This is a genomic window from Streptomyces anthophorae, assembly GCF_049310305.1.
Taxonomy (GTDB): Bacteria; Actinomycetota; Actinomycetes; order Streptomycetales; family Streptomycetaceae; genus Streptomyces.
Window position 1 is genome coordinate 4639495 of the sequence record NZ_JBLWQQ010000001.1, and the last position, 10198, is coordinate 4649692.

A 10198-nucleotide genomic window follows, 5' to 3' on the forward strand; every position below is an offset into this window, starting at 1 on the left:
TTAGTCCGGGTCGTCGTCCTGGACGTCGTCGCCGCCGGGTGGGTCGGACCAGATCGACCAGCAGGTGATGAGGTCCTGCGACGGCGGGCCGGGCGTCGTCTCCCTGTACGCGCCGGCGATTGACGCGCGTAGCCGCTCCGCGCCCTCGTCGTAGTCCGACGGCCCCCACGGGCTCGGTGGGCGCACGATGGGGCGGCGCGGGGCGCCGAGGTAGAAGACGAACGCGAGCAGCCACAGCGCCGTACCGCCGACGGCGATGACGGCCGTCATGACGCCACGGCCTTGATCTCGTCGCGCCAGTCGAGGGCCCGGTCATCGAGGAGCAGGCGGGCGCGGGTCACGGCGACGTACGCCAGCCGGGCCTCCTCCCGCTGGATCGTCACCAGGCCCGTGGACGGGTCCGGCGACGGGGCACGGAAGTCCGAGTGGATCAGCACGCTGTCCCACTCGCGGCCCTTGCTGCGGTGCGCGGTCGACACGACGAGCTCGGCCTTGTCCTCGGCGACCAGGGCGTCAGCCGACTTGATGACGGCCGCGGTGCCGTACTCGTCGATCAGGTCGACCAGGACGCGGAGGTCGGCGCCGTCTGCTTCCTCGTCGGCGTACTGGCGCACGGCGTCCCAGGACGGGAAGCCGACGAGCTCGGGGTGGTCGACGTCGCGTCCTTGCTGCAACGCTTCTGCGGCCTGTGCCAGGCGCTTCATGTCGGTGCCGCCGCCGACCAGGGCGACGGGCACGCCGCGCCCGAGGGCATCGACGACGACCTGCATCGCACCGGAGTTGGTGCGGCAGAGCACCGCGTCCGGGTTGTCGACGGGGCCGACTGTGGACGGGACGGGCTCGAAGCCGGTCAGCCGGAGTCCGGTGCCCACGATGTAGAGCCAGGCGTTCGCTGCCTCGGCGATGGCCGGGCCGAACCGGAACGACTGCGACAGCATCCGCTCCTGCGCGCCCGTCGCCGAGAACTTGGCGAGCGCATCGTTCGCGCCTCGCCAGCCGTAGATCTGCTGGGCGGAGTCGCCGACGACGATGCGCTGTGCGTGCTCCTGGCGCTGGATCACGTCCACGACGACGTCGTTCGTGTCCTGCCCCTCATCGAGGAGCACGACGTCGGTGTTCAGTTTCGGGCCGCCGAGCTGCCACATCTTCAGGTAGTGGTCGTGCTGGAACTTCAGCACTCCGTCGGCCTTGCGCAGGTCGCCCCATGCGGCGCGGGCCACGGGCAGCACGAGCTCGGCGATCTGCTCGATCGTCTCGCGGGCCTTCATGCCGGTGCGGCGCGGGACGTGCTGGGCGGTGGGCTCGGGGTCGGCGGAGTAGCACCAGCGGGTGACGGTCTCCAGCGCGGTCCGCATGATCTTCTTCGACGGGAACGCGATCTTCTCGCCCGCGTCGTTCAGGACGAACGGCGTGCCTGTCGGGTATCCCAGGATGCGCGGGACGTTCAGGGCCTGCGCCGCCTGGTGCGCGGTCTGTCGGGGGCCGGACAGCCGGTGTGCGTACTGGCGGCCGATCCCGGCGAAGGCCAGCCCATGCGCCGTGCTGCACTGCGCGGACATCGGGAAGCTGCGCTTCGCGTCGTCCGCAATCGCCTTGTTGTACGCGACGTACGTCATGCGGGCGCGCGGGTCCGAGCGGGCGATCAGCTTCAACGTGCTCGACTTGCCGCACCCGGCGCCGGCCTGGAGGACGAGGTCCGTTCCGTCGCCGTACGCGGCGATGGCTTCGGTCTGTTCTGGGGTGGGGTTCACCACTGGGGCGCACCTCCTCTCTGGGGAGTGCGGGCCCCGCCCCGATGGGGAAGGACAGGGCGGGGCCCGCGGTTCAGTGGTGGATCAGGCGGCGCTCTGCTCGGCGGCTTGGTCGGGGGCCTGGGCGCGATCGGACTCCAGGCCCTCGACCATGGCGGCGAAGTCGACGGCCGCCGACTCCCGGTCGCCGTAGTTGGTGAGGGTGTCGAGCAGGGTCTTCGCCTCGTCGACCGTCAGGTCGTTCGCCGACTCGATGGCGCGGCCGATGATGAGCGCGGTCGCGTGCAGCCGCTGCTGGCGGTCGTCCTTGTCGCCGAGCCCGACCTTCGTGAACAGGGCATGCATCATGCGCATCTGCGGCGCCGTGACTCGTTCGCCGGACGGGGCCGGGGCGTCGATCCGGGCGGACGCGGCGTCGAGCGCGACGGCCTCCAGGGTCGCTTCGCCGGGCGGCGGAGTGGCGGGCGCTGACGGGGCGCTGACGGGCGTCGGCTCCTTCGGCTTGACCGCCTGCCCGTACTCCCGGATCAGCTCCCCGAGCTTGGTCACCTCACCCGTCTTCGGGTGCGGCCGCTCAGCGCCGAGGACGTCCCGGTTCTTGGCCTGGGCGTGCAGGGCGAGTGCCTGGTCGTACGTCAGCCCGTCCTTCACCAACTCGTCGACGATCATCTGCGCCGGGTCGACGCCCTGCCCGAGCTGCTCCAGGATCATCTCCGCGATGTCCTCGCCGGGGTGGTGGATGACCTGCCCGTCGAGTAGCTCGTATCGGGTCTTGGTCACGGTGGCCGTGCCCTCGACCATGTCCATCACGACGTCGAGCTCGTACTCGGCGCCCTCGCGCTGCACGGCGCGCACGCCGACCTTCGTGACCTTCTTCCCCTCGATCACGTAATCGCCCTTGGTGCGCATGGTGACGACGAGGTGGCCACGGAAGTTCAGCAGCGCGTCGAGCATCTCCTGCTCGATCGGATTGCCAGTGCGCCAGCCGCCGAAGGTGCCGCCCCCGCCGCGCTCCGACCCGGCCTGCTCGACGATCTCCAGGAGTCCGCCGCGCCCGTTCCAGAAGTGCGACCAGGAGTCGACGATCAGCACGGCCAGGCCCTGCTCCTCGGCGGCGCGCACCACCTTGATCAGGTCGCGGGGGTCGTGCCGGTCCATCGGCAGGTGCAGGAACTCGTGCCCGCCCAGGTCCTCGCGGCCGGGCACGGGGGCGTACTTGAGGGCGGAGCCGCGCTCTGTGTCGGCGAGCCCGATCGGCCCGCCCTTGGCCAGGCCCTCGGCCATACGCAACGCGGTCTTGGTCTTGCCCGACCCGGCCGGGCCCTGGAGCCCGATGCGGGCGCGGGCCTGCTCGCGGGTAGCGGGCGTGAACGTGAAGGTCATGACGTACTCCGGTCGCGCTGGTCGGGCAGGGTGGCCCGTCGGTGGGCGGGGTCGATCAGGGAGGCGGCGGACTGCATGCCGCCGAAGCGGCGCCTCTTGCGCCGGTCGATCGCGTGGGAGTCGCTGTCGGCGGGCTGGCAGCGGCGCTTGGCCTCGTTGCGAATCTGCTCGGCGAGCTCGGCCGCGTGCTCGTCGCGGACGGCCGCCAGCAGCCGGGACGCCTCGGCCGGGCGGAGCGCGCGGCCGTCGGTGAGAGCGCGGAACGCATCGCTGTACGCGGTCATCAGGCCGCACCCCCTTGGAACTTCGGGGTGAGCGAACGGCGGACGCGACAGGCGTCGCACCAGCAGCTCGTCGGGTGGGCGGCCGCGCCGATGCGGCGGAGGCCAGCCAGCACTTCGAGCTCGGCCGCGAGGCGCACCGGGTCGGTGGTGTTCCACGCGGAGTCGGCGACGGCCGCGAGGTCAACGCCGCGACCGGCATCGACCTCGTCGACCATGACGATGCGCTGGAACTTCTCGGGGTCCTCGCTGTTCGCGATGCGGATGAAGGCGACAGCGGTGATCGAGGGGACGATCACAGCGCGTCCCCCTCCGGTCCGCGCACGTGCCACCCGTGCTCGTGGAACCACTGACGGGTGCCGAGGCCGGTCGGCGTCCACTCCGTGGTGTCGCCGTACCGGATGAACCCGAAGGCGATGCGGTCGCCGGTCGGCGTCGTGGTGACGTGCGCGCACCGGAAGAAGAGCGTCTCCTCGGGCGCGGTCCAGCCGTCGCCCGTGGTGTACTCGCGATCGGCCCGGAAGAACTCGGCCTGGGTGGACTCGTCCCCGGCGGGGGTGTCCTTCCCGGCCGCGCTGTCCAGCTCGGCGACGCGCTCGCGCAGGCTCACGAACTCGGCGGCGTGCTCCGGCGTATTGAGGAGCCCGGCGTTGTCGAGCGCGGTCGCGATGCCAGCCGGGACGCGGTTCTGCCGGATGGCAGTGAGGATGATCCGGGCAGCGACGTTGACGGCGCGGGTGTTCACGCGACTTCACCGCCCTCGGTGACGGGCGTCGCGGCATCCCTGACGGGCGTCAGCGGGCCGACGAACTCGACGACGCTCGCGAGCGAGCAGCGCTCCGGCCGGCAGTCCACCGCGAGCAACGGCATCCCCTCCGCCGTCACCTCCCCGTGGAAGAACCAGGTCTCCCCGGTGATGTCGAGGTGCGGCAGCGCCAGGTCGTACACGACCCCGTCATGCCGGTACGGGCGGAGCGCTTCGGCGCCCGCGTCGACGCCGAGCTGCGGCACGTCGTACGCGACGACCGTCACGGCGACACCCTCACGGTGGCCCCGGCCAACGAACGCGTACTCCGTCGCCTGAACGTGGTCCTCGGTGATCCCGAAGTAGATGCGGAGCTGGTGCCACTGCTCGATGGCCGTGCACGAGTAGCCGACCGTGACCTGGTCGCCGTCGGCGCGCACCCGCTGGAACCCGGGCTCGCTGCCGAACTTCCCCTCGATCTGGACGACCAGGGCGGCGGCGCGCTGGATCGATGCGTCCCAGGCGGCGGCCTGCTTCTCCAGGTCGGTGAGCGGGCGGCGCTTCGCGACTCCGGCGGCCGTCCTGTAGAGGACGGTGCCGAACGACTTCTCGGGGTCGACGAGCAGGCGGGCGTCGTTGAGGGCGTGGACGATGGCGGCGGCCGGGTCGGAGCCGGACGAGGCGATGGCCTCCCGGACGATCTTCACCGCGTGCGGCAGGTTCTTGTTCATGCGTCGCCGCCGTTCTCCGCCAGGCGGTCCAGCTCGGCGGCCCCTTCGAGGGCGACCTGCGCGAGGCGGCGCAGCCCTTCCGCCTGCCCCTCGGACGCCAACAGGCCGAGCCCGGAACCGCCGCGGGATCCGATCTCAACGGAGACGAACGCTCCGCCCATTCCGTTCGGGAAGGTCTTCAGCTCGATGGGGGTGTCCGCGTTGAGGTGCGCCGTGGCGCTGATGCTGATCATGCGGCCACCGCCTCGTGGGCGAGGGCCTCACGCAGCTTCTCGACGGCCCGGTACTGGAGCGTCTTGACCGCGCCCGGCTTCCGCCCCAGCACGACCGCCGCCTCGTCGATCTCCAGCTCGTCGAAGAACCGCGCCAGCACGCACGCCCGCTGATCGGCCGTCAGCGACCGCATCGCGACCTTGATCGTCTCCCGTGCCTCGACGATGTCCAGGTGACGCAGCGCCCCGGCCTCGGCCGTGGTCACGAACCTGTCCTCGTCCGCCATGTCGCCGGTCGGCACCTCGTGCCGGGTGCGGCTCGCCTTGTAGTGGTCGATCACGATGTTCCGGGCGATCGTGTAGAGCCACGCCCCGATCTCGTGACCGTGGTCGCTGAACGTCTCCAGCCGGCGCAGCGCCCGCACGAACACGTCCTGCGTCAAGTCCTCGGCCAGCTGCCGGTTCCGGGTGCGCCCGACCACGTAGGAGAACACCCGGTCGTGGTGCTCGTTGTAGAGGATGGCGAACGCGTCGGGGTCACCGGCACGTGCGGCGGCCACGACCTTCACCTCGGCCGCTGTTGGCGGTGTGATCTTGCGGCTAGCCTGTGGTTTCACAGCCTGTCCTTCTCTTTGACGTAGGGGTGGAGTGGGTTGTGCGGGGTCGTCCGGGTCGCATCCGGGCGGCCCCTTCTCGCGTCATGCCGCGCGCTGCCGGCGCATCGCGTCGAGCACGGCGGCCACGTTGAAGCGGCGCGACCGACCGACGTAGATCAGGCCGGGCCAGGTCTCGCCTCGATCGCTCGCCTCATGGATCTGCGCATCGATCCAGCTCATGGACTTGCGCAGGAACTCGGCGAGCTCGCGCTGATTCATCAGCCGCTCGGGGAGGTCCGACTTTGCCGGTTCACCTGATCCCGATCTCTGTGTAGATGTAGATTCTCGGAGCGTGAAAACGACCGGCTCGAAGAAGTCGATGACCTCCTGGTCGAGTGCGGCCGCGATCAGTTCGGCGGCCCGGTCGCTGCACTCCTCGCGGGCGCTCTTGCCGCCACCCACGAGGAAGCCGACGAGTGCGCGGGACAGACCCTCGCCCTTGCCGTCGACTTCCTTCGTCCTGGCGGCGAGGCCCGGGATGTCCAGCCCGGCCGCCTTCATGGCGGCCCGCAGCGGGGCACCTCGATCACGTCGTCGCATGGGAAACCTCCGGCGCGTAGCCGAGTAGGGGTTCCGCCGGTCCGAATGACCAGCGATATCTACAGTCTGCATGTAGATGCATATCGAGTCAAGCGTGTCGCCTAGGGGCGCAGATGTGGTGAGCCGGGGTGCATGGGGGTTATGTAGATGCGCCCCCGCGCCGTCAACAACAGGTCATACCTCGTTGGATCTACTTGCGGATGTAGATGCAGATAGCCGATGCTCGGTACGTGACTAGCCACCAGAACGACCCCGGCGAGGGCGGCCCCGCCGAGGACCGCGCCCCCACAGGCGAGGACCTGGCGGCCCTTATCGCGCGCCTCCTCGAGGAGACCCAGAGAAACCAGAAGGAACTCGCCGAAGCCAGCGGCGTGAAGTACCAGACACTCAACGCGTGGATGAACCGCACGCGCGGCACATCCCGCGTGGCCCCCGAGCCGCTGCGCGCCCTGGCCGACACGCTGCGGGGCTGGGGAGGCGACGTCACTACGAAGCAGGTCTTCGAGTCCGCCGGCCGACCCGTGCCGGGGCCGACCGACGCCGAACGCGAGGCCCGGCTGCTGAAGATCTACCGCGGTCTCTCCGCGAGACAGCAGCGCTCGCTTATCGGCATCGCCGAGGACATGGAAGCGGCGAGCCGCGCCTAGCAACTCCCACTAAGGGTTGCCTAATTGAGGGGAGGAATCGGAACACACGGGGTGTGATCCAATCTCGCCCCGCGCATATGACAGATCACCTCCACAACTCCCGCACACACAGGTAGCCTTCAGCAACCGCTGTCCTCCCGGAGCGGATCACTCCGCCGTGCATCGCGCATCCCTGGGGGGAAACCTGTGTGCATCCGCATCGCCGTCGCCGACGATCTACCAGAGATCGCCATCTGGGACCCGGACGACATCACGATCCTCGTCCAACGGGGCACCCACCCACACGACCTGATCAGAGAACTCCACGCGATCCTGACAGTCGACCTCGGCGCACCTGACCACAGCGCCGGACTCCATTGCTTCTGCGGTACGCGCGTAGAGCTCCCCGAGCTCCCCGTCCCACAGCACGCCGGCGCATCGCCGACTCTCTGATCAGGAGCACTCCCACATGGTGCGCAAGACGGCCGTTGACCAGGCCAACCCCCGACCCAACCCCTCGATGCGCTGCGGCTGCCCGACCTGCCTCACGCGGTTCCCCGGTGACCGGACCCCGACCGAGGAACACACCGGGTCGTGGGAGGCCCGCTACACCGACCCCGCCGGCCGGGGACGCAGCAAGACCAAGCCCACATACAAAGAGGCCGTGGCCTTCCTGGAGCAGACCCGTACCGAGATGCGCCTGCGGACCTGGGTGGACCCGGCCAGGGCAGAGATCACCCTGTGCGCGTGGCACCGGTTGTGGTGGCCGACGCAGACGAAGAACGAGATGCGGATCGAGCACTGGACGCAGCCGCAGCTCCGCGACGACGGGATGTGGCGTAACCACATCGAGCCGGCGTTCGGCAGCTACCGGCTCTTCGAGCTGTCGTGGCTGGAGATCCAGACCTGGGTCAACTCTCTGCACGACGAGAACAAGGGGCCGCTCGCCGCGGCCTCGGTCACGAAGTGCTTCCAGGTCCTGGACCGGATGCTCACCGCGGCCAAGCTTGACCGGCGTCTCCCTTTCAACCCGGCCGACGGCGTGAAGCTGCCGACTATCAAGAAGAAGCACCCGGAGGACCGGCGGCCGCCGTCCTACGCACAGCTGTGGCTCGTCCGCCAGAAGCTGCCCGCGTACTTCCACGCCCTGCTGATCGTGGCCCAGGAGACCGGCCTCCGGTTTCAGGAGCTCGCCGGATTGCGGTGGTGCCGCATCGACTTCGAGGGCCGGCGCCTGCACGTGCGCGAGGTCCTGGTCGAGCCGCGCGGCAAGATCAAGCGGAAGGCGTACCCCAAGAGTGATGCCGGTCTGCGCACGGTGCCGCTGACCGGGCTCGCGGTCCGGGTGCTGCGCGAGCTGTGGGCGAAGGAGAGCGAAGAGGGCAGCCCGAGCCGGGCCGTGTCCGATCCGGCCGACGGGCTGTGTGAGAACGAGCTGGTCTTCCACGGACGCAACAAGGTGCGGCGCGGGTCCAAGAGGAACGGCTCCGGAGGCGAGGCGTACCGTGCGCCGCTGCGGCGGTCCGCGTTCCGTCGGTTGTGGGTCGCGGCGATCCAGGCGGCCGGCGTCGCGCGCAAGGTCACGCGCAAGGTGAAGGCGACCGTGACGGACGAGGCAACGGGGCGCCGCCGCCAGGAGCTCGTCGATCGCGTCGACTGGTGGCCGGTATTCTCGGACACCCGGGATGCGTACGCCTCGCGGCTGCACGCGATCGGTGTGCCGGAGGTGATCGCGCAGGAGATCCTCGGGCACGAGCGCGGGGGCAAGGTGACGTGGATCTATACGCACGCGGCCGCGGACTACGCGGGCCAGGTCCTCGCGGCGCTGGAGGACGGGAAGCCGGGCAAGCCGAGCAGGGGCAACCGGCGTCGGCTCCAGGTGGTGCCTGCTGCATGACCCGTCCCGTGGCTACCCCAGAACTACCCCAGGGGACAACTGTGCCGTGCCGGGGTGGGGAGGGTACGGGCAGGGGAGCGGGGCGTAGATGGAGGGGAAACCCGCAGGTCAGGTGACCTGCGAAGATCGTTCGCCTTGAGCTCCACCCTGATAAGGATGAGGCCACAGGTTCAAATCCTGTTAGCCCCACATGATGAGGACCCTCAAGCGGAAACGCTTGGGGGTCTTCTGCTGTTCGCGGTGCGGGGCTGTGTGCGGACATGCCGATGGGCCCTCGCAGCCGTAGGAGATGGCTGGGGCCTCGTTCGACAGTCCTGCTCTTCTGTTGTGCGGTGTTGCCGTCTCCGGGCGTGGTTGACCGCCCGGCTGGTCTGTCTGTGCTGCTGGCTTGCCTGTGCTGCTGGATCTGCGTGTGCTGCTGGATCTGGCTGTGGTGCTGGTTTGTCTGTGGCGCTGGATCTGGCTGTGGTGCTAGGTCTGGCTGTGGTGCTGGATCTGGCTGTGGTGCTAGGTCTGGCTGTGGTGCTAGGTCTGGCTGTGGTGCTGGGTCTCGCTGTGGTGCTGGTCTGTCCGTGGTGCTGTTCCGTCTGTGCCGCTGTTTCTTCTACGTCTACTTCTTGTGCGGCTACGTCTGCTGCGTGGTGAGGGCTACAGCTGCGTGGCGAGGGTCTCGGCCGCCAGGTGGCTGTCGGCGTTGCGCTGTTCCGTGTCGGCCGGCGGACGGTGGCGGACGCTCGGGGAGGAACCATGGGCCTCGGCGCGGATCCGCTGCTTCATCGTCGGTGGCAGGGACCGCTTGAGCGACCAGTACGGGCGGGCCGCCGCGGGGACGGGGGCGCTGACCGCCGCTGTCTGGGTCTTCTCCGTCTGCTGGGCCGGAGCGGCCGCGGTGGCCGGGGAGGTGAGTCCGAGCGCCGAGAACAGCGCGATGAATGCCGAGATGATGACGGTCCACACCGTCATGACCTTCTGCTTGGTCATGGCCCCTCACTTTCAGGTTGGGCGATTTGCGTACTTTCCTCATGATGTGGATGGGGACTCGCGAGTGGGGGACCGACGCTCGCGGGTCGTCGATATTCAGATGAACACCACTCGGATGGGCGCAAAGGGCCGTTTCTACTGCTGTCCTCAGGGGCCGAGTTGAGGTGGATCCAGGTCACCGATCGGTATCGATCGGTGTGTATAGTCGGGCGCCAGAAGTCCCCTACGTCAAGGAAAGACGAGGTCGCGCGGTGAAGAAGCTTCTCCTGGTCGCACTGGCCGCCATCGGCGGGCTCCTCGTGTACCGCCAGATCCAGGCGGATCGCGCCGAGCAGGATCTGTGGACGGAGGCGACTGACTCCGTGCCCACGGGTTCGTGAGTATCGACAACAGTC

14 protein-coding genes are annotated in these 10198 nt (G+C 69.3%); 4 read left to right on the forward strand and 10 right to left on the reverse strand.

Annotation, left to right across the window (positions count from 1 at the left end; genetic code table 11):
* The 9 genes from ACNYS0_RS21130 to ACNYS0_RS21170 all read right to left on the reverse strand — a co-directional run bounded on the left by ACNYS0_RS21130 (position 1) and on the right by ACNYS0_RS21170 (position 5663).
* Positions 1–270, reverse strand: a complete 270-nt coding sequence (locus ACNYS0_RS21130; RefSeq protein WP_422475805.1) for a hypothetical protein — start codon at positions 268–270, stop codon at positions 1–3.
* Positions 267–1751 carry a UvrD-helicase domain-containing protein gene (locus tag ACNYS0_RS21135; protein ID WP_422475807.1) on the reverse strand — a complete coding sequence of 495 codons (1485 nt, stop codon included), beginning with the start codon at positions 1749–1751 and terminating at the stop codon, positions 267–269. The genes ACNYS0_RS21130 and ACNYS0_RS21135 overlap by 4 nt, the downstream gene beginning before the upstream one ends.
* A gap of 84 nt (positions 1752–1835) precedes the next feature.
* On the reverse strand, positions 1836–3134 hold the full coding sequence (locus ACNYS0_RS21140; protein WP_422475809.1) for an AAA family ATPase: 1299 nt from the start codon (positions 3132–3134) through the stop codon (positions 1836–1838).
* Positions 3131–3418, reverse strand: a complete 288-nt coding sequence (locus ACNYS0_RS21145) for a hypothetical protein (protein WP_422475811.1) — start codon at positions 3416–3418, stop codon at positions 3131–3133. Before ACNYS0_RS21145 ends, ACNYS0_RS21140 begins: the two co-directional genes overlap by 4 nt.
* On the reverse strand, positions 3418–3714 hold the full coding sequence (locus tag ACNYS0_RS21150; protein ID WP_422475813.1) for a hypothetical protein: 297 nt from the start codon (positions 3712–3714) through the stop codon (positions 3418–3420). Before ACNYS0_RS21150 ends, ACNYS0_RS21145 begins: the two co-directional genes overlap by 1 nt.
* The gene (locus ACNYS0_RS21155; RefSeq protein WP_422475814.1) at positions 3711–4160 is read right to left on the reverse strand and encodes a hypothetical protein; all 450 of its coding nucleotides are present in this window, start codon (positions 4158–4160) and stop codon (positions 3711–3713) included. The genes ACNYS0_RS21150 and ACNYS0_RS21155 overlap by 4 nt, the downstream gene beginning before the upstream one ends.
* Positions 4157–4891 carry a BN159_2729 family protein gene (locus ACNYS0_RS21160; RefSeq protein WP_422475816.1) on the reverse strand — a complete coding sequence of 245 codons (735 nt, stop codon included), beginning with the start codon at positions 4889–4891 and terminating at the stop codon, positions 4157–4159. Before ACNYS0_RS21160 ends, ACNYS0_RS21155 begins: the two co-directional genes overlap by 4 nt.
* The gene (locus ACNYS0_RS21165; RefSeq protein ID WP_422475818.1) at positions 4888–5124 is read right to left on the reverse strand and encodes a hypothetical protein; all 237 of its coding nucleotides are present in this window, start codon (positions 5122–5124) and stop codon (positions 4888–4890) included. Before ACNYS0_RS21165 ends, ACNYS0_RS21160 begins: the two co-directional genes overlap by 4 nt.
* Positions 5121–5663, reverse strand: a complete 543-nt coding sequence (locus ACNYS0_RS21170) for an RNA polymerase sigma factor (RefSeq protein WP_422475820.1) — start codon at positions 5661–5663, stop codon at positions 5121–5123. Before ACNYS0_RS21170 ends, ACNYS0_RS21165 begins: the two co-directional genes overlap by 4 nt.
* A 423-nt stretch (positions 5664–6086) precedes the next feature.
* Between ACNYS0_RS21170 and ACNYS0_RS21175 the strand changes: the two genes are divergently transcribed.
* From ACNYS0_RS21175 to ACNYS0_RS21185, 3 genes are all read left to right on the forward strand, one after another.
* Complete coding sequence (locus ACNYS0_RS21175; RefSeq protein ID WP_422482740.1) at positions 6087–6404, forward strand: acyl-CoA thioesterase domain-containing protein; 318 nt, start codon at positions 6087–6089, stop codon at positions 6402–6404.
* 125 nt (positions 6405–6529) lie between these two features.
* On the forward strand, positions 6530–6946 hold the full coding sequence (locus ACNYS0_RS21180) for a helix-turn-helix domain-containing protein (protein WP_422475822.1): 417 nt from the start codon (positions 6530–6532) through the stop codon (positions 6944–6946).
* Between the two features lie 448 nt (positions 6947–7394).
* The gene (locus tag ACNYS0_RS21185; RefSeq protein WP_422475824.1) at positions 7395–8822 is read left to right on the forward strand and encodes a tyrosine-type recombinase/integrase; all 1428 of its coding nucleotides are present in this window, start codon (positions 7395–7397) and stop codon (positions 8820–8822) included.
* 648 nt (positions 8823–9470) lie between these two features.
* Here ACNYS0_RS21185 and ACNYS0_RS21190 read toward each other — a convergent pair.
* Entirely contained in the window at positions 9471–9803 is a 333-nt protein-coding gene (locus tag ACNYS0_RS21190) for a DUF6344 domain-containing protein (protein WP_422475826.1), read from the reverse strand.
* A gap of 251 nt (positions 9804–10054) precedes the next feature.
* Here ACNYS0_RS21190 and ACNYS0_RS21195 point away from each other — a divergent pair, with 251 nt between their 5' ends.
* Positions 10055–10183 carry a DLW-39 family protein gene (locus ACNYS0_RS21195; RefSeq protein ID WP_003999697.1) on the forward strand — a complete coding sequence of 43 codons (129 nt, stop codon included), beginning with the start codon at positions 10055–10057 and terminating at the stop codon, positions 10181–10183.
* The last annotated feature ends 15 nt before the right edge of the window (positions 10184–10198 follow it).